The sequence below is a fragment of the Alistipes timonensis JC136 genome (genome assembly GCF_900107675.1).
In the GTDB taxonomy this organism is placed as follows: Bacteria; Bacteroidota; Bacteroidia; order Bacteroidales; family Rikenellaceae; genus Alistipes; species Alistipes timonensis.
This window is the reverse complement of sequence record NZ_FNRI01000009.1, coordinates 56047-77370: the sequence shown is the minus strand read 5'-3', so window position 1 is coordinate 77370 and position 21324 is coordinate 56047. Positions and strand designations below refer to the sequence as shown.

General features: G+C 58.1%; 19 protein-coding genes. 6 read left to right on the top strand and 13 right to left on the bottom strand.

The window, feature by feature from the left end:
* Nucleotides 1-2: 2 nt before the first annotated feature.
* Nucleotides 3-1340 (bottom strand): Trk system potassium transporter TrkA, encoded by a 1338-nt coding sequence (gene trkA, locus BLU78_RS11955; RefSeq protein ID WP_010265804.1) that lies wholly within the window; start codon nucleotides 1338-1340, stop codon nucleotides 3-5.
* 128 nt (nucleotides 1341-1468) lie between these two features.
* On the opposite strand from trkA, the gene BLU78_RS11950 reads away from it, so the two are divergent.
* Complete coding sequence (locus BLU78_RS11950) at nucleotides 1469-1723, top strand: hypothetical protein (protein WP_010265807.1); 255 nt, start codon at nucleotides 1469-1471, stop codon at nucleotides 1721-1723.
* 30 nt (nucleotides 1724-1753) lie between these two features.
* Here BLU78_RS11950 and BLU78_RS11945 read toward each other — a convergent pair whose 3' ends face one another.
* The 5 genes from BLU78_RS11945 to BLU78_RS11925 form a co-directional block, all read right to left on the bottom strand.
* Nucleotides 1754-2950, bottom strand: coding sequence for a leucine-rich repeat domain-containing protein (locus BLU78_RS11945; protein WP_143029405.1), 1197 nt, complete (start codon nucleotides 2948-2950; stop codon nucleotides 1754-1756).
* A gap of 145 nt (nucleotides 2951-3095) precedes the next feature.
* On the bottom strand, nucleotides 3096-3941 hold the full coding sequence (locus BLU78_RS11940) for a 3'(2'),5'-bisphosphate nucleotidase CysQ family protein (protein WP_010265812.1): 846 nt from the start codon (nucleotides 3939-3941) through the stop codon (nucleotides 3096-3098).
* An 85-nt stretch (nucleotides 3942-4026) separates the two neighbouring features.
* Complete coding sequence (locus BLU78_RS11935; RefSeq protein ID WP_010265814.1) at nucleotides 4027-4947, bottom strand: hypothetical protein; 921 nt, start codon at nucleotides 4945-4947, stop codon at nucleotides 4027-4029.
* Nucleotides 4944-5891, bottom strand: a complete 948-nt coding sequence (locus tag BLU78_RS11930; RefSeq protein WP_010265816.1) for a hypothetical protein — start codon at nucleotides 5889-5891, stop codon at nucleotides 4944-4946. The genes BLU78_RS11935 and BLU78_RS11930 overlap by 4 nt, the downstream gene beginning before the upstream one ends.
* Nucleotides 5888-6256, bottom strand: coding sequence for a response regulator (locus tag BLU78_RS11925; RefSeq protein ID WP_010265818.1), 369 nt, complete (start codon nucleotides 6254-6256; stop codon nucleotides 5888-5890). Before BLU78_RS11925 ends, BLU78_RS11930 begins: the two co-directional genes overlap by 4 nt.
* A gap of 154 nt (nucleotides 6257-6410) precedes the next feature.
* On the opposite strand from BLU78_RS11925, the gene rplU reads away from it, so the two are divergent.
* Together rplU and rpmA are read left to right on the top strand one after the other, a co-directional pair.
* Complete coding sequence (rplU, locus tag BLU78_RS11920; RefSeq protein ID WP_010265820.1) at nucleotides 6411-6722, top strand: 50S ribosomal protein L21; 312 nt, start codon at nucleotides 6411-6413, stop codon at nucleotides 6720-6722.
* Nucleotides 6723-6743: 21 nt separating this feature from the next.
* Entirely contained in the window at nucleotides 6744-7004 is a 261-nt protein-coding gene (rpmA, locus tag BLU78_RS11915) for a 50S ribosomal protein L27 (RefSeq protein WP_010265823.1), read from the top strand.
* Nucleotides 7005-7269: 265 nt separating this feature from the next.
* On the opposite strand, the gene BLU78_RS11910 is transcribed toward rpmA, so the two are convergent.
* The 3 genes from BLU78_RS11910 to nifJ form a co-directional block, all read right to left on the bottom strand.
* Nucleotides 7270-7701, bottom strand: a complete 432-nt coding sequence (locus tag BLU78_RS11910) for an META domain-containing protein (protein ID WP_010265825.1) — start codon at nucleotides 7699-7701, stop codon at nucleotides 7270-7272.
* Nucleotides 7702-7916: 215 nt separating this feature from the next.
* Nucleotides 7917-8777, bottom strand: coding sequence for a hypothetical protein (locus tag BLU78_RS11905; protein WP_231290993.1), 861 nt, complete (start codon nucleotides 8775-8777; stop codon nucleotides 7917-7919).
* Nucleotides 8778-8988: 211 nt separating this feature from the next.
* Nucleotides 8989-12522: a pyruvate:ferredoxin (flavodoxin) oxidoreductase gene (gene nifJ, locus BLU78_RS11900; RefSeq protein WP_010265829.1), complete on the bottom strand. Its 3534-nt coding sequence runs from the start codon at nucleotides 12520-12522 to the stop codon at nucleotides 8989-8991.
* A gap of 986 nt (nucleotides 12523-13508) precedes the next feature.
* Here nifJ and BLU78_RS11895 point away from each other — a divergent pair.
* Together BLU78_RS11895 and BLU78_RS11890 are read left to right on the top strand one after the other, a co-directional pair.
* On the top strand, nucleotides 13509-14747 hold the full coding sequence (locus tag BLU78_RS11895) for a M16 family metallopeptidase (RefSeq protein WP_010265831.1): 1239 nt from the start codon (nucleotides 13509-13511) through the stop codon (nucleotides 14745-14747).
* Nucleotides 14744-16012 carry a M16 family metallopeptidase gene (locus tag BLU78_RS11890; RefSeq protein WP_010265833.1) on the top strand — a complete coding sequence of 423 codons (1269 nt, stop codon included), beginning with the start codon at nucleotides 14744-14746 and terminating at the stop codon, nucleotides 16010-16012. The genes BLU78_RS11895 and BLU78_RS11890 overlap by 4 nt, the downstream gene beginning before the upstream one ends.
* Here BLU78_RS11890 and rsmA read toward each other — a convergent pair.
* A complete protein-coding gene (rsmA, locus tag BLU78_RS11885) occupies nucleotides 15981-16769 on the bottom strand; it encodes a 16S rRNA (adenine(1518)-N(6)/adenine(1519)-N(6))-dimethyltransferase RsmA (protein ID WP_010265835.1) in 789 nt (262 codons plus the stop codon). The genes BLU78_RS11890 and rsmA overlap by 32 nt on opposite strands.
* A gap of 154 nt (nucleotides 16770-16923) precedes the next feature.
* Here rsmA and BLU78_RS11880 point away from each other — a divergent pair, with 154 nt between their 5' ends.
* The gene (locus BLU78_RS11880) at nucleotides 16924-18240 is read left to right on the top strand and encodes a hypothetical protein (RefSeq protein WP_010265838.1); all 1317 of its coding nucleotides are present in this window, start codon (nucleotides 16924-16926) and stop codon (nucleotides 18238-18240) included.
* 69 nt (nucleotides 18241-18309) lie between these two features.
* Here BLU78_RS11880 and BLU78_RS11875 read toward each other — a convergent pair whose 3' ends face one another.
* The 3 genes from BLU78_RS11875 to recQ form a co-directional block, all read right to left on the bottom strand.
* Nucleotides 18310-18549, bottom strand: a complete 240-nt coding sequence (locus BLU78_RS11875; protein WP_010265841.1) for a hypothetical protein — start codon at nucleotides 18547-18549, stop codon at nucleotides 18310-18312.
* A gap of 111 nt (nucleotides 18550-18660) precedes the next feature.
* Nucleotides 18661-18879 (bottom strand): hypothetical protein, encoded by a 219-nt coding sequence (locus BLU78_RS11870; protein ID WP_010265843.1) that lies wholly within the window; start codon nucleotides 18877-18879, stop codon nucleotides 18661-18663.
* Nucleotides 18880-19026: 147 nt separating this feature from the next.
* The gene (recQ, locus tag BLU78_RS11865) at nucleotides 19027-21219 is read right to left on the bottom strand and encodes a DNA helicase RecQ (RefSeq protein ID WP_010265845.1); all 2193 of its coding nucleotides are present in this window, start codon (nucleotides 21217-21219) and stop codon (nucleotides 19027-19029) included.
* Nucleotides 21220-21324: the final 105 nt, after the last annotated feature.

Here is a 21324-nt window from a genome sequence, read left to right as displayed (position 1 = left end):
GTTCAATTAAAGTAATAACCGACCTTCCCCACAGCCCCCGGCATGGCGAAGACCACCACCCGGTCGTAGGGATTTATCTCCATGTTGTCCACCGCGATGAAAACCTTGTCGCCGCGGACGATGCCCCCGATGATCGTGTCCTCGGGCAGCCCGAGGTCTTTTATCCGGGACTTCGTAGCCGGGGAGTTGGGTTTCACGATGAATTCCAGCACCTCGGCGTCGCTGCCCGTCAGGCATTTGATCGCCTGCACGTCGGTCGACATCGTGAAGCGGAAGATGTTCGACGCCGTCACCAGTTTCTTGTTGATGATCGTGTCGATGCCGATCGACTCGGCGAGGTTGATATAATTCATGTTCTCGACCTCCGCGATGACCTTCTTAACCCCCATGCGTTTGGCGAGCATCGCCGCCAGGATGTTGGTCTCGCTGCGGCCCGTCACGGCCACGAAAGCGTCCATATTCGCGAGCCCCTCCTCCATCATGGTATCCGTATTGCGACCGTCCTCATTGATAATCAGCGTCTTGTCGAGCATCTCGGCCAGCCGGTAGGCCTTGTCGGCATTGTAGTCCACCAATTTGATGTTCACCTCGTCCTGCAGCTCCGTGGCGATGCGGATGCCGATGCGCGAACCGCCGAGAATCATCATGTTTTTGATCTCGATGTTCGACTGTCCCGAGAACTCCATCACCTCCCTGACGGCATCCTGCCGGGCGATGACATAGACCATGTCGCCCTCCATGAACTGCTCGCCCTCGCGCGGAATGATCGTCTGCCCGCCGCGCGTGATAGCCACCGTGCGGTAGCTCAGCGGCGTCTCGTCGGCGAAACCCGTGAGCACCTGCCCCACCAGCGGCGAGGCCGGTTCGAGGCGGAAAACCACCAGCGAAAGCTTGCCGCTCGAGAAATCGACGTACTCCGTGGTCGAAGTGTGTCCCAGCAGGTTGATGACCTCGCGGGCCGCGACCTTCTCGGGATAGAACAGGTAGTCGATGCCCATGTCAATGAACATCTCCTTGTTATTGGGTTCGAGGTATTCGTTGTTATCGATGCGGGCGATGGATTTCTTGGCCCCGAGCTTCTTGGCCAGCATCGCCGCCACGACGTTGGCGTTCTCCTCGTGGTTGACGGCGATGAACAGGTCGCACTTGCGCACCGAAGCCTTTCGCAGCACGGCGAAGATCGTCGAATCGCCCTCGACCGTAATCACATCGGCCAGGCTGCTCACTTCGGAGAGCAACTTCTGATCGCCGTCGATGACGGTGATGTCGTGGCCGTTGCCGCTGAGCATCCGCGCCAGATGGCTGCCCATCTCGCCCGCACCCGCTATCACGATTTTCATACTTGCGTCAATTTAGTCTGCACAATACGCCCTCCGGAAAGGATGGGCAACATTTTTGCAATTTATCTTACAAATGTATACATTTGTCCCGGAAACCCCAAATTTCGGGCACTAAAAAACTGAATCCCATGCCAACCTGGTTAATCGTCATACTGTGTGCCGTCGCGGCCGTCGGGCTGTTCGTCGTCGGCATGTCGCTGACTCTGATGATCAAGGGCCACCACATCGACTCCGAAATATCGACCAACAAGAACATGCAACGGCTGGGCATCAAATGCGCCGTGCACGAGACCCGCGAGGCGGACGGCGGAGCCGATTGCTCCGACGGACAGCCCGCAGGTTGCTCGGGCAACTGCGGAGCGTGCGACATCGAGCATAAATAAACGGAGCGGCCTTTCCGACCGCTCCATCCGTCAATTATTTTTGAACCGGATTTCGAACGGGGGATCAAGGTACTGATCCCACATATGGCTAAGCTGCTCCTCATCCCGGAACCAGACCTCTTTCAGCGCAGGGCAATTTTCAATCGTCAGTCCTCTAAACCACCACGGGCACACACTCACGTCGAGTGAAACGACGTCGACATTATCCAGGCTCAACCGAACCAGATTCGGAAATTTACCCAAATCGATCGCCTTCAAAGGCAAATTTTTCATCGAAAGAGTAGCCAACCAGTTATGTTCCGCCACATCGTCCATCGATTTCAGCCGGGCCTTGTCCTTATCCGACGCCGCAATCTCCAGGTCATCCAGATTCCGAAGATGGGCAATGTCTTTCAATGTAACAAGCTGCTCCCCATCGAGCTTTATGTTCAAAACCCGGCAGGCTTCCCGGCGGGATACCCTGCCATCCGCATTTACATCAATAGAATGAAAAGCCAATGCTGCATAAAAACCGGCACCGAGAACCTTTTCTTCGATATGCGGTTCGGCAAAATTCAGGTCCCGATCGCCGTCGATCACGAACGACGGCCCCTTCAAATACTGAAAAGAATTGCTCGACAGATATTTACTTCTATGCGGACTTACCTGATACCACATCATATAAACCTTCAGGTCGGAACTCTCCAATCTATCCAAAAACGAGCATTTGAAATACTCGGAACACTGCCGCACATCCAGCCGGGAAATCGGAGTATGATCAAAATAAAGAAATTCCAATTTGTGATTCCGACTCAAGTCGAGTTGCGTCAACGCACAATCTTCACACGACAAGGATTCGAGTTCCGGGTTTCCCGACACATTCAACTTTTTTAAGAACGGGTTGTGGCTGCATATAAGGCTCGTAAGCTTCGTGTTATGGCTCACATCGAGCGATTTGAATTCCTGATATGCACAACAAAGCTCTCTCAAATTTACGAAATATTCGATTCCCTTCAACGAACGGATTTTCAAACTCCCCGGTATCTCCAAATTCCACACCTCTTTGACATCCCGTGCGAAAAGTTTTCCATCGTGATCGTGGTCAAATTGGCAGAGACAAAACCGTTCGAAATCAAGATCGTCGAACAACACGGGATCGTCGTCGGAAACGATAAAGGGAGGCTCCTCTTCTTTGGAACAGCCACAGACGAACAGCCCGAAACACAGAATCAGGAAGAAGTTTTTCATGAGGCCAAGTATTAATGTTCCAAAAATAAGCATTTTACAGCCAATTTGCAACATTATCCTTCGAAAAGCAGCGTTCGGACCCGACGCAGCGGACGCACGGCCCCAATTCGAATAGGGGATTCGCCTCCGACGTTCTTCGACGAAATTACAGCTTGCAGAATTTCGAGCGGCAGACGAACCACGGGTTGCGGAGATCCGGCTCGTTATAGAGCAGCTCCCCGTCGCCGGGCAGCGTGCGCGTGCTTCCGCCGGCTTCGGCGAGGATCAGCTCCCCGGCCGCGGTGTCCCACTCGTAGGTGTGCGTCGTGCGGACGTAGTAATCGACCCGGCCCTCGGCCAGCAGGCAGAATTTGTAGGAGCTGCCCTGCTCCACGACCTCCAGGTCAGGGTGCATTTCGCGCAGGCGGGCGATGTGTTCGTGGGTTTCGGGAGTCTGGTGCGAACGCGACACGGCCACGACGGGATGTTCGTGCCCCGCCTCCGAAGCGAGCGGCAGAGCCGTCCAGCCCTGCACGATCTCGTCGTACGTGAAGGCCGCAGCAGCGTCGGGCACGATGTGTTCTTTGAGGAAAGCGCCCCCGCCGCGCCCCGCCACGTACATCTTTTCGAAATAGGGAACATAAATAACCGCCCCCATGCAGACGTTGTTCTCCATCAGGGCGATGTTCACCGTAAATTCGTTGTTGCCTTTGATAAATTCGACCGTGCCGTCCAGCGGATCGACCAGCCAGTAAAGCTCCCAGTTGCGGCGCTCTTCGTAGCGCATCTCCCGACCCTCCTCCGAAAGGATCGGGATGCGTGTGGTGCCGAGGTATTCGCGGATGGTCCGGTGGGCCACACGGTCGGCCACCGTGATCGGGGTATTATCCTCTTTGAGACTTATATAGTAATCGTCGAGATTCTTGTATACGTTCATGATCGAAGCTCCGGCTCGGACCGCTGCATTGAACAGAGGCGGCAGCAGATACATTCTCACCTTGTCGTTAATCATCGTAACTCTTATTTTGGGGTCGGATACTTTTATTGCCATGGTAAAGGTAACAAGAATTTATGATATGGTGAAATATTTCGATTCCTTAATAGTAACGGAAAACACGCCGTATTGGTATGAAACGTCGGAGCCCGGACCGGGCCGTTCCGGACACGGCCCGCGAGGCGCATGCGGCGGCAGTCCAGACCAGCGCGGCGGTCACGACGGCGGCCGCAGCCGTCCACCATCCGGCAGCGACCGACAGCCCGAACGCCACGGCCAGCGACAGCGCCGGAAGGAGAAGCCACCGCCGGGGCACGTGCCGTCCGGCTTCGGGCGGCGCCAGCAGCGGCTCCCACAGGGTTCTCCGCCTGCCGCGCGGGATTTCCCGCAGGGGCCGCATCCCGAAACCGCCTGCGGCGATCAGCGCCTCGCGGCTCAGGAGCACGGCGGGTTCGCCCAGATGCGAGCGCACGAGGTCGAGCGTTCCGGGCGGTTCCGAGCCCAGCTCCGCAACGAGGCGTTCGACGGCCCCGGGAACCAGGTATTGCCCCGCGCCGACCGGCAGCAGGTAGTCGTAGGTGGCTACGGCGGCGGCCGCGTCGAAATCGCCCGCGGCGCCGTCGAAAGCCCGGTCGACGAGCACCAGCCGCCGGAAGCACCGCTTGCGCGAACGCCCCAGCGCCCGCACCCCCGCGACCTCCAGTTCTCCCGTAGGGGCCCACTCGACACGAATCATGCGGTAGCGGGCGGCCAAGGCGCGGAACTCGGCAGTCTGGCGCCGGGAGTCGAACACCGCGACCACCTCATAACGGGAATATTCGGACGAAAGCAGATTTTCGAGTTGTGCGGGGTCGGTCACGCCGCTGCAAAGAACCGAAATGCCGATGCCGTCAGGAGCATCGCTGTACGCGGCGCGTGCAGCGGCGGCCAGCAGGCGCCGTTCCCGGGCCCGCAGAATGAGCAGCAGCAACGTGCAGGCGCACACCGCCGCTGCGGCGAAAAACAGCAGCAGGGCGAGCTTCATGCCAGGGAGCGTTTATAGGATTGCACGAGCGATTCGCAGTAGGAGCGTTCGCGGCGGGCGTCGAAAAGCCGGCGGAGAAGCCCCGGAGAGTACCCTTCGGCGGCCATGTAGCGCATCAGGGCCTTGCGTTCGGCGGAGCTCATCACGGCCAGCCGGCGGCTGACGCGGCGGCGTGTCAGCGGACGCCGCAGGGCGCAGAGCGTGTAAAGCGCCTCGCGCCCCAGTTCCGGGACTTCATCCCCGGCCACGATCCGCAGCAGTTGCGGCTCGGCCTCCTCGATACCGAACTGCCGCACGATGCTCAGCCCCACGATCCGCAGGTTGCGGCAGGGAGATTCCACGAGCGGCCCGTAGGCGATCGGCAGCATGCCGCGCCGCAGCAGGATCAGGATCTCCCCCACCTCGCAGGCCGAGAAGGGCGCGGGATATTCGGCCATCAGCCGCAGGGCTGCCGAAGGGTCGGCCGCCAGTTGCACCATCAACGCCTGAAACCGGACCCGGCGGTTGCGGCTCCGGACGTAACGCGCCGCACGGGCCGCTACGGCACCGTCGAGCGGCATGCGGGCCAGCAGCATCAGATTGCGGGCCCGGCGGCATCCGAAGGTACGGCGGACACGGCCCAGCAGCCAACGGTCGAGGCCATAGGCCGAAACGACGCGCCGCAGGGGTGCGGTATCGAGCCCGTAGGTCACGCCCGTCAGTCCGGCGACGGTCTCGGCGAGCAGACGCCGCGCCCCGGCGCGGCGGATCATCGGGAAGCGCGGTACGGGCCCCTCGCCCGAGAGCAGGTAGAGCATCAGGATACGCAGGTACCTGCTCCCCAGCACGGCATCGCGGCCGCACCGGCGGCGGGCCTGGAGCTCCGAGGCGCACAACGCCCCGAGCAGTGCGGCCGTGGCGAGTGCCGTAAGCAGCGTATAGGCGATCAGGAGTCGTTCGGTCATAACTGTCGGTTCAAATCGTTGGCGACCTTCATCCGCAACCGCTGCAAGCTCACGGGAAAGGTCAGGTATTGATCGACGCCGCACTCCAGCAGGCTCAGCACCGACTGCTCGGCCTGTTGCCACGCCACGACGTAGACCAGCGGCTTCCGCAGTCCCGGAGGGCGCAGGATGCGGACCACGTCGCGGCCCGAAAAGAAGAGCGAAGTGCCCACGACGATCACCAGGTCGAAAAGCATACGCCGCGACAGGCGCTCCATCGCAGCCACCCCCGGTGCGCAGCGCACATCGGCCCGCATGCCGGCAAGCGACAGGCGGATCACGTCGCACAGGAACTCCTCTTCGGATACGATCAATATTCGGTGCATGGGCGTCACGCCGGCTTTGCCGGCCGGGGATGCCCCGCCCAAAACCGTGCCAGAGCCCCGCGGAGACAAAAAAAGTTGCCGGACAGCTTGTTTATAAGATAAATATGCGTATATTTGCACTCCGAATTTATGTTCACATACATAATCGAATTAAATGTACGTTATAGTAGAGATTGCAGGTCAGCAATTTAAAGCTGAGAAAGGTCGGAAACTTTATGTCCACCGTCTTCAGGGCGAAGAAAATTCGTCCGTAAGTTTCGACAAAGTCCTGCTCACAGACAACGACGGTCAGGTTAAAGTCGGTGCACCTGTAGTGAAAGGCGCCGCAGTGAAGTGCAAGATCCTCAAGCATCTGAAAGATGACAAGGTTCTGGTGTTCAAAAAGAAACGTCGCACGGGCTACCAGAAGTGCAACGGTCATCGCCAGTACCTCACCCAGATTCTCATCGAGGAGATCGTTGCATAAACCTTTAAAAACTGAATCAACATGGCACACAAGAAAGGTGTAGGTAGTTCGAAGAACGGCCGCGAGTCGGAAAGCAAGCGACTCGGCATCAAACTTTTTGGCGGTCAGTTCGCAAAGGCGGGCAACATCATCGTTCGTCAGCGCGGAACCGTGCACAACGCCGGTGAAAACGTAGGCATCGGTAAGGATCACACGCTCTTCGCCCTCGTGGACGGAACCGTAGAGTTCTGCAAGAAAGGCGAAGGCAAGTCTTACGTGAGCGTATCTCCGCTGAGCGAGTAGCTCCAGCGTCACAGAGTATAAGAAAACGGCTTCCCTTTCGGGAAGCCGTTTTCTTTTCGGGTAACAGCCCTCCCCCGACGGGCCTTGTTCCGGATAAAAAAGGGGCGGCGAACAATGTTCCGCCGGAATGATCCCTGCATTGCCTCGCACAGTCGCCGTGCGGCCTGAGCGCAGCGGCGGCCGGGAAATCCGGCGGGCAGGAGATACAAAAAGCCCGCTTCCGGAATTATCGGAAGCGGGCCTGCACCGGACGTATCCGGAACGATTATTTCTTGGCCGGGGCGGGTACGGCGCGGAACTCGGCGATAACCTTCTTGTCGTCGTAGAATTTCAGCTCCGAGCCTTTAATCTCGTAGCTGTCCACCTCGTCGAGCATCTTCACGAAAGCATCCTCGTACTGCATGTCGGGGCAGGCCATCCGGGTCATGCCCAGGTTCTCGAACGACAACTCCCGGCCCTTCAACTCGTACTTGCCGAAGAAACGGTTGCAGTTGGTGCGTCCGGCCACCATCGTGTCGGCGGCATTGAACTCCAGGGTGAAGAAGTCGTCCTCGGCGGTGACGGCCTTCTCGGGAATGGCCTCCATCTTGGCGAGTTTCCACTGGGTGCCCTCCAGCGGCAGGGCTTTCTGCTGCGAGCCGCCGCAGGCGGTCATCGCTCCGAGCAGCACGGCGGCTGCGAAAATCTTTTTCATCATCTCAAAAACATTTATTAACAGAATGATCCATTCAAAATACGCGCCAAACGGTAATTGCCATCGCACGGCGGATTCCGGCGAAGCATGCTCTCATCACACCTGCAGGACGATTCCGCCCGACAAAGATAGGCAATAATATCTGGACGGTCAACCCGCAAAGGGGGAAAAAAGCCGCCCGGATTGCCGGGCGGCGTAAAACAATGATGGAAAAGGCTTTATTCTGCTTGTTTGGTGAGTTTGATGCCGAGCTCGAACTTGGTGCTGTTGTCGAAAATATCGGTGACGAATTTCAGAATATCCGCCTTGGCAATAGTCATCGTTTCATCCATCGACACCCCCTCATCAGGTACCAGCTGTCCGATCAGGTCGGCCAGAAGCCCCCGGAAAGGCAGTATCATTTCCCGGTCGACATAGAGCGTAAGCATATCCCCCTCGACCGTGTATTTGAACGGAACGGCAAAAATATCCTTGTTGCTGACCAACCCCAGTTTGTACTGGGAGATCATCTCCTCGATCATCGTACAGATCGGCTTCCCGAGCGTTCCGGGATCGATTTTCGAAATAAACTCCTTGCTGACGGTCAGGTAGAGTCTGCCGTTCTGCGTATAGTAGCGGACAGCGTCGGCAGGAACCATCGGCAGTGTCGCGGCATCGGGGAACGTGAACACCTCCTCGCTGAAAGTGGGATTGAAAATGTCGGCAATCCCGTTTTCCAGCGTCACCGAACGGTATTTCGCTCCGACACGTCCGTCGTTCTGCAATTCAAGACCGACGAGACCCTGGGCATAGTACGCTCCGCCCATCATGGGCAGCATGGCTTCAATCAGTTCCCATCCGATCGCATTGTCCGGATCGCCGTTCAAAGGCAACGAAGGAGCCCCCTTCTCATTCCACTCGGTCGAGAGGAAAATGCCGAAATCGTAAGCAGCCTGGTCCACCCGGGGAACATAACTGCCGATCAGTTCGGATTCAAACGGTTTGGGACCGTCCCCATCGTCGTCGTTACAGGCCGTAAAGGCAAATGCCGTCGCAGCAACGGCCAGCAGCATCGCTGCACGCATAAAAATGTTTTTCATCATAAAAGGAGTATTTAGAATTCTATTTGCCGTGTAAAATTACCGCTAAGGTATCTTACGGGCAAATAAATTCAATCGGGGGGGGGAAAGCGACAACGAAACGGGAGGTTTTCATCACGAACCTTTTTGCCGGAAGCCGAAAACAGGCCGCCGGCGCAAAAAAGGCCGCGGCATTGCTGCCGCGGCCTTCACCTATTATTTAATGGAGATATCAGAACTCCATCTTCGAAAGACGGACATAGCCGTTGTAACGCCACTTGGCGTTTTCCTCGGCAGCGGCGAACAATTCGTCGGCCTCGGCGGGGAACGACTTCTGGAGCGAGGTGTAACGAACCTCCTTCATCAGGAAGTCGCGGAACTTCGACCAGTCGGGCTCCTTCGAGTCCAGCACGAACGGGTTCTTGCCCTGCTCCTCGAGCATCGGGTTGTAGTGCCACAGATGCCAGTAACCGCAGGCTACGGCCTCTTTACCGATGGTCTGCGTGCGGGTCATGCCGCCTTTGATGCCGTGGTTGATACACGGGGCATAGGCGATCACGAGCGAAGGTCCGGGATAGGCCTCGGCCTCCTTCAGCACGTTGAACAACTGCTGCTGCGAAGCGCCGATCGACACCTGCGCCACATAGACATAACCATAAGTCATGGCCATAGCGCCGAGGTCCTTCTTGCGGATGCGCTTGCCGCTCGATGCGAACTTGGCGACGGCGCCCACGGGAGTCGATTTCGACGACTGGCCGCCGGTGTTGGAATAAACCTCGGTGTCCACGACGAGGATGTTCACATCGTGGCCCGTAGCCAGCACATGATCCACACCGCCGTAACCGATGTCGTAGCCCCAGCCGTCGCCGCCGATGATCCACTGCGACTTCTTCACGAGCCACTCCTTCAGTTCGAGGATTTTCTTGCAGGCGTCACAGCCGCAGGCCTCCATCATCGGGACCAGGCGCGCCGTAACCTCGGCCGATCCAGCCGACGAACCGCGGTTCTCGATCCACTCCTTCATCGCGGCTTTCAGCTCGTCGGAGCACTTTGCGCAGTTGGCAATGGCATCCTCCATCGCCAGCTGGATGCGGTCGCGGAGTTTCTCCACACCGATGTGCATACCCAGACCGAACTCGGCATTGTCCTCGAAGAGCGAGTTGGCCCATGCGGGACCGTGGCCTGCGGCGTTGGTGCAGTAGGGAGTCGAGGGAGCCGAACCCGAGTAGATCGAGGTACAGCCCGTGGCGTTGGCAACCATCATCTTGTCGCCGAAGAGCTGCGAGATGGCTTTGATATAAGGAGTCTCGCCGCAGCCGGCGCAGGCGCCCGAGAACTCGAACAAAGGCTGTGCGAATTGCAGGTTCTTGACCGACTTGGTCTTGTCCACGACCTGCTTGTAACCGATATTTTTCGTAATGTAATCCCAGTTCTTCTGCTGAGGCATCTGCTCCTCGAGCGGACGCATGACGAGCGCCTTCTCCTTGGCGGGGCAGACATCGACGCAGTTCGAGCAGCCCGTACAGTCGAGCGGCGAGATCTGGATGCGGAACTTGTACTCCTTGGTCTCGCCAAGGCCCTGCTTCCACTCCAGTCCCGAAGCGGCTGCCTCCTCCTCGGTAGCGAGGAACGGACGGATCACGGCGTGGGGGCAGACATAGGCGCACTGGTTGCACTGGATACAGTTCTCGATCTTCCACTCGGGAACGTTGACGGCGATGCCGCGCTTCTCATAAGCGGCCGTACCGTTGTCCCACGTACCGTCCTCACGGCCGTTGAAGGCCGAAACGGGCAGCATGTCACCCTTCAGACCGTTGATCGGCTCGACGACCTTGCGCACGAACTCCGGATACGAAGCGTTCGAAACGTGCTCGAAGCCCTTGTCCTCGATCGACGCCCACTCGGCGGGAACATCGACCTTCACGACGGCGTTGCCGCCGGCATCGACAGCCGCGTAGTTCATGTTGACGATATCCTCACCCTTCTTTCCGTAGGATTTGAGGATAGCCTTCTTCATCTCCTCGACAGCCTTGTCGAACGGAATGACGTTGGCGATCTTAAAGAACGCCGACTGCATGATGGTGTTCGTACGCGAACCCAGACCCAGCTCGGCGGCGATCTTCGTGGCGTTGATGATATAGAAGTTGATCTTGTTCTTGGCGAGGTAGACCTTCATGTGGTCGGGCAGCGTCGCGCAGGTGGTCTCGGCGTCATGCACCGAGTTCAGCAGGAACGAACCGCCGGCTTTCAGCCCTTTCAGCACGTCGTACTTGTCGACATACGAAGGAACGTGGCAGGCCACGAAATCGGGAGTGGTCACCAGATAGGGCGACGTGATGGGCAGGTCGCCGAAACGCAGGTGCGACGAGGTGTAGCCGCCCGATTTCTTCGAGTCATAGGAAAAATAGGCCTGGCAGTACTTGTTCGTCGTGCCGCCGATGATCTTGATCGAGTTCTTGTTGGCACCCACCGTACCGTCGGCGCCCAGACCGAAGAAGAGACCCTCGAACGTGCCGGGCTTCGCCAGCGAAATCTCCTCGCCGACGGGCAGCGAACGGAACGTCACGTCGTCCACGATACCCACCGTGAACTGGTTTTTGGGTTCGTTCATCTTCAGGTTCTCGAACACGGCCAGCATTTGCGCCGGGGTGGTGTCCTTCGACGAAAGGCCGTAGCGGCCGCCGATGATGAGCGGCTTCTTGCTGCACGGGCAGGTTGCGAATGCCTCGACAACGTCCAGGTAGAGGGGGTCTCCATTGGCTCCCGGCTCCTTCGTACGGTCGAGCACGCAGATACGCTTCACGCTCTCGGGAAGCACCGCCATCAGGTATTTCACCGAGAAAGGACGGTAGAGGTGTACGGTGACGACACCCACCTTCTCGCCCTTGGCCGTCAGGTAATCGACCGTCTCTTTGATGGTCTCGGTCACCGACCCCATCGCAACGACGATGTTCTCGGCATCCTCGGCACCGTAATATACGAACGGCTTGTAGTCGCGGCCGGTGATCTTCGAGATCTCCTTCATGGTGTCGGCCACCATGTCGGGCACGGCGTCGTAGAACTTGTTCGAAGCCTCGCGCGTCTGGAAATAGATGTCGGGATTCTGAGCCGTACCGCGGGTCACGGGGTGCTCGGGGTTCAGGGCCCGGTTGCGGAACTCCTTCAGGGCGTCACGGTCGAGCATCGCCGTCAGCGCGGCCTCGTCGATCAGCTCGATTTTCTGGATTTCGTGCGACGTGCGGAAGCCGTCGAAGAAGTGCAGGAACGGCACGCGCGACTTCAGCGACACGAGGTGTGCGACGCCCGCGAGGTCCATGACCTCCTGCACCGACGAGGTGGCCAGCATGGCGAAACCGGTCTGACGCGTAGCCATCACGTCCTGGTGGTCGCCGAAGATCGACAACGACTGTGCGGCCAGCGCACGCGCCGAAACGTGGAACACGCCCGGGAGCAGCTCGCCGGCGATCTTATACATGTTGGGGACCATCAGCAGAAGGCCCTGCGATGCGGTGAAGGTCGAGGTCAGCGCACCGCTCTGCAGCGATCCGTGCACGGCGCCGGCAGCGCCGGCCTCCGACTGCATTTCAACGACTTTGACGGTCTCGCCGAAGATATTTTTGCGTCCCTGCGCAGCCCACTCGTCCACGAGCTCGGCCATCGTCGACGACGGTGTGATGGGATAGATGGCTGCGACTTCCGAGAACATATAAGCCACATGGGCCGCAGCGTAGTTACCATCACAGGTGATAAATTTCTTTTCTGCCATTTTAGTTGAAATTTTAGATGATATTTGTGTGCATTTCCTAACAATTCAGACACAGCCCGGAAACACGGGCGTTGCAAAGATAGCAATTTCGACCGAGAAACGATGTCTATTTTTGTTCAAAAAAGTGTAAATTTTTGCCTTTTCAAATGTTAATAAAATAACAACCGAATTGTTATTCGAGTAACACTAAAGTCCCGGAGAATCACTGAGTTGAAGAACTTACTATCTGATAGCGCATTACCCCGAAACACACACCTGAAACGGACAAACTGCAATACAGTTTTCTCCTGTGAAAGAAAATTCATCTCTTCAGCAACAAAATACGTACATATTGTCAGACGTAGTCTGCTCCGTCACTCCATAACAAAACAAACAACGACAATTTATCTTTAGGGAATACAGAATGGGGAATTCTAACATAAAGCATAGAAAACGAGCGGCGTCCTGAAAAAAATCAGACGGTGACGCCCGAGCCGGATCACCCGGAATCCAAAATACGGTTCTAAGAATAAGACTTTCGGGCACATGACTTTCATGTCCGGAAAAATTGTTAACTTTGTCCATGCGATATTCCGTATTCGCAACCGTTCTTTAAATAATCGGAAATAAAAGACGATTGTATTGGGGCTCCTGAAATCTGGTAAATTTTTTGCAAACCCACAATGGATCGTACCTAAGGGTGCGTGCTGATGTGAAGGGTTTGAGGGCTTACCAGAGCCACAGGAGCCAGATTGTCGGCAGCACTCTTCTCGTTTCTGCCGGTCTGTCATCATGCAGCGGCGGGAACGATGGATTCTCTAAATCCCAAACTTCTTCATAGTCACCGAATCCATTTTTCTGAAACAATGAGGCGTCACTTGTGTTCTCCGCCGCTGCTTTTTCATACCTTTGGTGTCGTAACGACACTTTTACCGCTCGGAAGGGCCTGCTGAACCGAATTGCATTCGGTTTTGCAGCCATTCCGCTTTTTATTACCTTTGCCAATCATGATTCCATACACCAAGAAAATACTGCCGAACGGCCTCACCGTAGTCGTCAACCGCGACCGGGCTTCGAAACTCGCCGCCGTGAACATGCTCTACAAAGTCGGCGCACGCAACGAGAATCCCGCACGCACGGGATTCGCCCACCTGTTCGAGCACCTGATGTTCCGCGGCACGCGCGAAGTTCCCAATTTCGACCTCCCGGTGCAGATGGCCTCGGGCGACAACAACGCCTTCACGAACAACGACTATACGGATTTCTACATCACGCTCCCGAAGGACAACATCGAGACGGCCCTCTGGCTCGAAAGCGACCGCATGGAGGGACTGGACATCACCCCTGCGAAATTCGAAGCCGAGAAAAAAGTGGTGATCGAGGAGTTCCGCCAGCGTTACCTCAACCAGCCTTACGGCGACCAGACGATGCTGCTGCGGGCGCTGGCCTACAAGGTCCACCCCTACCGCTGGGCGACCATCGGCCTTACGACCGACCACATTGCCGGAGCGACGCTCGAAGAGGTGGAGGCCTTCTACCGCGCCCACTACCGCCCGTCGAACGCCGTGCTGTCGATCTCCGCGGACATCGAGGAGGAGCGCATGCTGGAACTGGCCGAAAAGTGGTTCGCACCGCTCGCCGACCACCCTGCCGACGCCGCAGCCATTCCGCAGGAGCCCGCGCAGACCGAGGCGCGCCGCGAGGAGGTGGAGCGCGACGTGCCGGCTTCGACCGTCACCGTGGCCTACCACATGGGCGGACGCACCGAAGGGGATTTCTACACGGCCGACCTGGTTTCGGACCTGCTGTCGGGCGGCGACTCGGGACGACTCTACACGCATCTGGTCAAAGAGCGCCAACTGCTGTCGAGCGTCAACGCCTATGTCACGGGCGACGTGGACCCGGGGCTGTTCGTCTTCACGGGCCAGTTGCTTCCGGGCATCCCGCCCAAGGCGGCCGAAGCGGCGTTCCGCGAAGAAATCGCCATGCTGCAAACGACGCCCGCAACGGCTTACGAGGTCGAAAAAGTCAAAAACAAGTTCGAAGCCAACACGCTGTTCGGCGAACTGAACGTCATGAACAAGGCGATGAACCTCGGGTTTTACGAGATGCTGGGAGACCTCGAACTGATCAACCGCGAAGTCGACCGCTACCGTGCCGTCACCGACGAAGAGATCCGCTCGTTCAGCAGCCGCACGTTCCGGCCCGAAAACAGCTCCACGCTCATTTACAACACGAAAAAATGACACAACCCCGCATAACCCCCTCGGAGATCGAGGTCGCCGAGGCTGCAAAGACCCTGCTGCCCAACGGCGTCGCCCTCTACACGCTCGCTTCGGAGGATTTCGAGGTGCTGCGCATCTCGTTCGTCTTCCGCGCCGGATCGGCCCTTCAGCAGGCGCCTTTCTCGGCATCGGCCGCCGCCAACCTGCTCGCCGAGGGCACACACAACATGACGGCCCGTGAGGTCGCCGAACAGCTCGATTACTACGGCTCGTGGTACGATGTCAACATCGACCGCGACTACGCCTATATCAATTTCGCCACCCTCTCGAAATTCTTCGACCGGACGCTCGCCGTGGCGGAGGAGATACTGCTCCGCCCCACGTTCCCCGAAGAGGAGCTGCGCACCTATGCCGCCAAACGCAGGCAACGGCTGGCCATCGACCGCACGAAAGTCGACGTCCAGGCCCGCGAAGCCTTCGCCCGGGCGCTGTTCGGGGCGCACCACCCCTACGGCATTTCGTCGGACGAGGCTGAATACGACCGGCTCACACGCGACGACGTGGCCGATTTCCACCGGCGGTTCTACACCGCAGAGAACTGCTTCGTGGTCTGCAGCGGCCGCATCGGAGAACACGAACTGCAGGCCGTCGGAGCCCTCGCGGCGCAGCTTCCCCACGGGGAGGCCGAGACGGCGATCCGGTTTCCGGCGCCCGAGACCACGCACGCGGCGTTCGTCGACCACCCCGGGGCGGTACAGTCGTCACTGCGGCTGGGACGCCTGCTGTTCCCGCGCCAGCATCCCGATTTCGTGGGCATGCAGGTCGTGGCGACGGCCCTGGGCGGCTACTTCGGATCGCGGCTGATGCAGAACCTCCGCGAAAAGCACGGGTACACGTATGGTGTGGTGGCCGCAATGGTCAACTTCGAACGCGAGGGCTATTTCGCCGTGGCGGCGCAGGTCGGGACCGATGTCACGCAGGAGGCCCTGCAGGAAATCTACAAGGAGATCGAACGCCTCCGCACGGAGGCGATGCCCGAGGAGGAGCTGGCGCTGGTGAAGAACATGATGACGGGCGAGATGATGCGCATTCTCGACGGACCGTTCGGCATCGCCGACGTGACGATCGAGAACATTCTCTGCGGCACGGACAACACGGCAATCGGCGAGAATATCCGCCGCATCCGGCAGATGACGCCTGCCGACGTGCAAACGCTGGCCCGGAAATACCTGGCGAAAGAGGATTTGGTGACGGTTATTGCCGGTGCGCGGCGACCCAATTCGTAAGTTCGACGAAATCGGCCACCGAGAGCTGCTCGGCGCGCTGTGTGAAGAACGGGTGCTCCGCGCCGCCGAAATCGCCGAACACGGATTTCAGCGAATTGCGGATCATCTTGCGGCGCTGGCCGAAGGAGGCTTTCACCACCTTTACGAACAGCGGCTCGTCGCACCCCAGACGCTCCGTGGCGTTGCGGCGCAGGCGGATGACGGCGCTTTTGACCTTCGGAGGCGGATTGAAGACCGTTTCGTTGACCGTGAAAAGGTATTCGATGTCGTACCACGCCTGCAGGAGCACCGAAAGGATGCCGTACTCTTTCGACCCGGGAGGCTCGGCCAGCCGCACGGCGACCTCTTTCTGGATCATGCCGACGCACTCGGGCACGAGGTCGCGGTTTTCCAGCACTTTGAAGAAAATCTGAGACGAGATGTTATAAGGGAAATTGCCGATGATCCGCAGCCCCTCGGGAAAGCGTTCGCGGAGGTTCATCCGCAGGAAATCGCCCTCGATCAGCCGCGGTGCGAACTCCGGATAATGGGCGTGGAGGTAGGCGACGCTCTCCGAGTCGATCTCGGCGCCCCACGTCACGACATCGTCGCGGCGCAGCAAAAACTGCGTCAGCACGCCCATACCGCACCCCACTTCCAGCACCGGACACGGCGCGGAGGAGGTTCCGCCCGACAGTGAATCGCAAATTTTGCGTGCAATGTTCAGGTCGGTGAGAAAATGCTGTCCCAGCGCCTTTTTAGCCCTTACTTCCGTCATAATTACTCGAATAGGCTCCAAAGGTACGAAAAAGTCGGATGGATTCAAAACCGAATTGCATGCGGTTCGACAAAACTTTCCGACAATTAAAAAGTGTCGTTACGACACCAATGGTGCGAAATATTGTTACCTTTGTCTCCATACGCCCCGAAAAATGAAACCCCTATACTGCCTCCTGCCGGGCCTCTGGTGTATCCTGAGCGCCTCGGCCCAACTCAAAACCGAATCCGTCCTGCCCCGCAAAGCCGCCCCGGAGACTCCGGCAGCCGTCGTCTACGACTCGCTTTCGAACATCCGCGTAAACGGCGATGCGGCCTATTACGAGGGCCTCAAAGGGCAGCGCATCCTCTTCTATCCCCGGGACATCCACGCCGGTCTGAAGCCGGTCGCCTATTTCAACTTCCTCGCGGAAACGCCTGCCGCCGTCGCCGTCGACACGGTGTGGCTGCGCAAGCCCCGCAGAAAGTTCCGTCCGGAGGATTTCCGGATCGACACCGTGTACAGCGACGTGTACAGCCCCCGGCATTACAAGCACTTCGGGCACGACGACCTGACGCCCCTCGGATGCCCGTTCCACGAAGCAGGCGGTCTGGGCACGCTGGACTATTCGGGACAAACCCGCTCCGGGTGGTTCACCCCGGCGGAGGCGGTCGACGGGCGGAGTTTCGAAATTCTCGGGGTGGAGACAAGCCGGCTCGAAGATTCCGAGCTGCTGATGTTCCGGCTCCGCGACGACGCAGGCAAGGTGCTCTGCTGGTTCGCACACCGCGGAACGGACCCGAAAAACCTGCGGGACGAATGCTATCCGGCCGTGATCGAAGGGCTGATCGAAAAATACCGCGCGGAGTATCTCGGCAAAGATTTCTTCCTGACGGGACGCAAACCGGACGCCTTGGGGTACGTCTCCGACTATTTCGGACTGTACGTCAACACCATGCAGGGAGAGGCCGATCAACTGCAGTTCGGCACGGAACTGCGCTGTACGGATGTCCGGCTGATCGGCGACGGAACGGGATACGCCGTACCGTCGTTCGTCTTCGAAAAGAGAGAGGACAGCGTGCAGATTTACATACCGCTGACCCGTTACCCGACCCCGTTCGGGGTCGAAGGGTACGCGCATCGCAGGGACCGCGCCTTTGTGGACAAGCTGGTGCTCACCCCGGCCGAAGAGGTGTACGCCCGGCGCGCCGAGGAGGAGCGGCAGCGCGAAGAGGCCCGTCTGCAACGCGAGAAAGAGGAGCGCGAGCACAAGGCGGCGCTCTACCGGAAATACGGCAGACAGACCGCCGACCTGATCCTCGCAGGCAAGGTGCGGATCGGCATGACCCGCGAAATGTGCCGCGAAGCGTGGGGATCGCCGGACGACATCAACCGTTCGTCGGGAAGCTGGGGCGTCCACGAACAATGGGTTTACGGACTGGGCAGCTACCTCTACTTCGAGAACGGAATACTCTCTTCGATCCAGAATTAACGCACGAATCCGCCGGAGGCCATAAAGCCGTTCGGCGGATTCGTTCCATTTCCGGCAACAACTGCCTCCTCAGCGTCTCGAGCGGCGGCTGCGCTTCTTTTCGAGGCGTTCCTGCTCGCGCCGGGCACGCGCCGCACGACGCTGCGTCAGGCGGAACGTGTAGAGCAGTCCCACAAACCCCACGCCCAGGAGCGTGACCCAGAACCACACGGCGATGCCGCGCTCCATAAACTCCAGGGCATAGATGATGCCCGCAATAGCCAGCACCATTGCTACCAGGCGCACAAGCTGCATAAGATTGTTCTTCATATCAATCCTCGTTTTGAGAATATTTCTTTTTCCGATGCCGGAGCGCTCCGAGGGTCGTCAGGCCGGGGCGACAGCCAATATCGCCTGAAACCGGTCTGTCGCATGCACAGGCTACGGAATCTTGTGCCGGTTGACCTCGTCGAGGTGCCGGCATTTTTTCTTTTTGCACTCATTGTAAACCATTCCGATACCGGCCGCGACGAACAACAGCGCCACAACCATATCGAACGCATTGTTCTGACGGTTCAGGGCCCAGTAGATGTTGACACCGAGCCACGCAATCGTCACCAGCAGAAATACCAGGGCAAGTGTAAAAGTCTTCTTGTTCATAGGCGTCATAGTTAAGTTATATCGGTTAGTTACATCTCTTGCTATCCCGGCGCCCAAAGCACCAACCCCGTTCCATTCATTTTTAATTTTAGAGGAGCAGTTTCCGGGCCGCAAACGAAGCGCGGAAATGCCCCGTAAAATCAAAAATCAGTTGCCCTGTTCACACATGAACTTAATGCGCACGAGGCGTATCTCCTCCTCGGTATAGTCCGCCCCCAGTTCCTCGATGGCCATGTCGAGCGAATCGCTCTCGGCATCCTCTTTGAAATAGAGGTAGATATCCTCGATCTTGTCCTCGTCCATAAACCCTTTCAGGTAATAGGAGATGTCGAGTTTCGTGCCCGAGTTGACGATGCCCTCGATCTCGGTGAGCAGTTCGTCGAAGTCGAGGTCCTTGGCCCGGGCGATATCCTCGAAATCCATCTTGCGGTCGATCGACTGGATGATGAAAATCTTGTTGCCCGACTTGCTGGCCACGCCTTTGACGATCATATCCTGCGGACGGATGATCTCCTTCTCCTCGACGTAGGCTTTGATGAGTTTGATGAACTCCTCGCCGAACTTGCGGGCCTTGCCCACACCCACGCCCGTTATGTTCTGCATCTCCTCGAAGGTGATCGGGTACTGTACGGCCATATCCTCCAGCGACGGGTCCTGGAAGATGACGAACGGCGGCAGTCCGTGCTGCTTGGCCACCTTCTTCCGCAGGTCTTTGAGCATCGAGAACAACTCCTCGTCGGCGGCTCCGCCCTTGCCCATCGGGGCTACGGACTCGGATTCCTTCTCCTCCTCGTCGTAATCGTGATCGAGGGTCACGGTCACCGGGAACGGCAGGGCGATATATCCCTCGCCCTTTTTATTGACCGAAATAAGGCCGTAATTCTCGATATTCTTGTCCACCAGCCCCAGAATCAGCGCTTGTCGCAGCACCGCACCCCAGAACCGGGCGTCGTGCTCGGCGCCGGCCCCGAACCATTTCGACTTGTTATGGCCGTAGCTTTTGATCAGCGCCGTGGTCTTGCCCACCAGCACATTGATCAGGTAGTCGGCCTTGAACTTGTCGCCGATGTCGCGCAGGGCTTCGAGAGCCATCTTCAGGGCCGCCTTGGCATCGACCTTCGGCTTCGGATTGCGGCAGTTGTCGCAGTTGCCGCAGTTGTCCTCGGTATAGTCCTCGCCGAAATAATGCAACAGCGTCTTGCGGCGGCACATCGAACTCTCGGCATAGGAGACCGTCTCCAGCAGCAGCAGCTTGCCGATCTCCTGTTCGGCGATGGGCTTGCCCTGCATGAACTTCTCGAGTTTCTGAATATCCTTATAGCTGTAAAAGGTCAGGCAGTAACCCTCGCCGCCGTCACGGCCGGCGCGGCCGGTCTCCTGGTAGTACCCCTCCAGCGATTTGGGAATGTCGTAGTGAATGACGTAGCGCACGTCGGGCTTGTCGATGCCCATGCCGAAAGCGATCGTGGCGACGATCACCTCGACGCGCTCCATCAGGAAATCGTCCTGGTTGGCAGCCCGCGTCACGGCGTCCATGCCCGCATGGTAGGCCAGCGCACGGATGCCGTTGGCGACGAGCAGCTCGGTAAGCTCCTCGACCTTCTTGCGGCTCAGGCAGTAGATGATGCCGCTCTTGCCCTCGTTCTGTTTGATGAAGCGGATGATGTCGCGGTCGACGTTGCGCTTGGGGCGGATCTCATAGTAGAGGTTCGCCCGGTTGAACGACGATTTGAAGACCGAGGCGTCGGACATGCCCAGGTTCTTCTGGATGTCCAGCTGCACCTTGGGCGTGGCCGTGGCCGTGAGGGCGATCAGCGGCGCGGCGCCGATCTCGTTGATGATCGGGCGGATGCGGCGGTACTCGGGCCGGAAGTCGTGTCCCCACTCCGAGATGCAGTGCGCCTCGTCGATGGCGTAGAACGACACCTTTATTTTATGCAGGAACGCCACGTTGTCCTCCTTGGTGAGCGACTCGGGGGCGAAATAGAGCAGTTTGGTCTTCCCGGCGAGCACGTCGGCCCGGACCTGCGCCACGGCGGTCTTGTTGAGCGACGAATTGAGGAAATGCGCGATTCCCGACTCGGCCGAGAACGTGCGCATCGCGTCGACCTGGTTCTTCATCAGGGCGATCAGCGGCGAGATAACGATGGCGACCCCGTCCATCAGGAGCGCCGGCAACTGATAACACAACGACTTGCCGCCGCCCGTAGGCATCAGCACGAAGGTATCATTGCCTTCCAGCACGTTGCGGATCACCGCTTCCTGGTTCCCTTTGAACGACGAAAAGCCGAAGTACTCCTTCAGTTTGTCGTGCAGCAGGGATGAATCGAATTGTTTCATTTCGCCGTTTATGTGATTTAATGCTTTAAAATCGGAAAATTCAATGTAAAGATAAAAAACATTTCGGAAAAAAACATAACTTTGTAAAAAATTTTATCGCCGATA

Excerpts from the sequence above, each read along its gene's own strand:
- nifJ (WP_010265829.1), bottom strand. The coding sequence starts at position 12,522 with ATGGCAGAAAAGAAATTTATCACCTGTGATGGTAACTACGCTGCGGCC.
- BLU78_RS11890 (WP_010265833.1), top strand. The coding sequence starts at position 14,744 with ATGACACAACCCCGCATAACCCCCTCGGAGATCGAGGTCGCCGAGGCT.
- BLU78_RS11870 (WP_010265843.1), bottom strand. The coding sequence starts at position 18,879 with ATGAACAAGAAGACTTTTACACTTGCCCTGGTATTTCTGCTGGTGACG.
- recQ (WP_010265845.1), bottom strand. The coding sequence starts at position 21,219 with ATGAAACAATTCGATTCATCCCTGCTGCACGACAAACTGAAGGAGTAC.
- BLU78_RS11950 (WP_010265807.1), top strand. The coding sequence starts at position 1,469 with ATGCCAACCTGGTTAATCGTCATACTGTGTGCCGTCGCGGCCGTCGGG.
- BLU78_RS11930 (WP_010265816.1), bottom strand. The coding sequence starts at position 5,891 with ATGACCGAACGACTCCTGATCGCCTATACGCTGCTTACGGCACTCGCC.
- rplU (WP_010265820.1), top strand. The coding sequence starts at position 6,411 with ATGTACGTTATAGTAGAGATTGCAGGTCAGCAATTTAAAGCTGAGAAA.
- BLU78_RS11935 (WP_010265814.1), bottom strand. The coding sequence starts at position 4,947 with ATGAAGCTCGCCCTGCTGCTGTTTTTCGCCGCAGCGGCGGTGTGCGCC.
- BLU78_RS11875 (WP_010265841.1), bottom strand. The coding sequence starts at position 18,549 with ATGAAGAACAATCTTATGCAGCTTGTGCGCCTGGTAGCAATGGTGCTG.
- BLU78_RS11945 (WP_143029405.1), bottom strand. The coding sequence starts at position 2,950 with ATGAAAAACTTCTTCCTGATTCTGTGTTTCGGGCTGTTCGTCTGTGGC.
- BLU78_RS11880 (WP_010265838.1), top strand. The coding sequence starts at position 16,924 with ATGAAACCCCTATACTGCCTCCTGCCGGGCCTCTGGTGTATCCTGAGC.
- rsmA (WP_010265835.1), bottom strand. The coding sequence starts at position 16,769 with ATGACGGAAGTAAGGGCTAAAAAGGCGCTGGGACAGCATTTTCTCACC.
- BLU78_RS11925 (WP_010265818.1), bottom strand. The coding sequence starts at position 6,256 with ATGCACCGAATATTGATCGTATCCGAAGAGGAGTTCCTGTGCGACGTG.
- BLU78_RS11905 (WP_231290993.1), bottom strand. The coding sequence starts at position 8,777 with ATGAAAAACATTTTTATGCGTGCAGCGATGCTGCTGGCCGTTGCTGCG.
- BLU78_RS11895 (WP_010265831.1), top strand. The coding sequence starts at position 13,509 with ATGATTCCATACACCAAGAAAATACTGCCGAACGGCCTCACCGTAGTC.
- BLU78_RS11940 (WP_010265812.1), bottom strand. The coding sequence starts at position 3,941 with ATGATTAACGACAAGGTGAGAATGTATCTGCTGCCGCCTCTGTTCAAT.
- BLU78_RS11910 (WP_010265825.1), bottom strand. The coding sequence starts at position 7,701 with ATGATGAAAAAGATTTTCGCAGCCGCCGTGCTGCTCGGAGCGATGACC.
- rpmA (WP_010265823.1), top strand. The coding sequence starts at position 6,744 with ATGGCACACAAGAAAGGTGTAGGTAGTTCGAAGAACGGCCGCGAGTCG.
- trkA (WP_010265804.1), bottom strand. The coding sequence starts at position 1,340 with ATGAAAATCGTGATAGCGGGTGCGGGCGAGATGGGCAGCCATCTGGCG.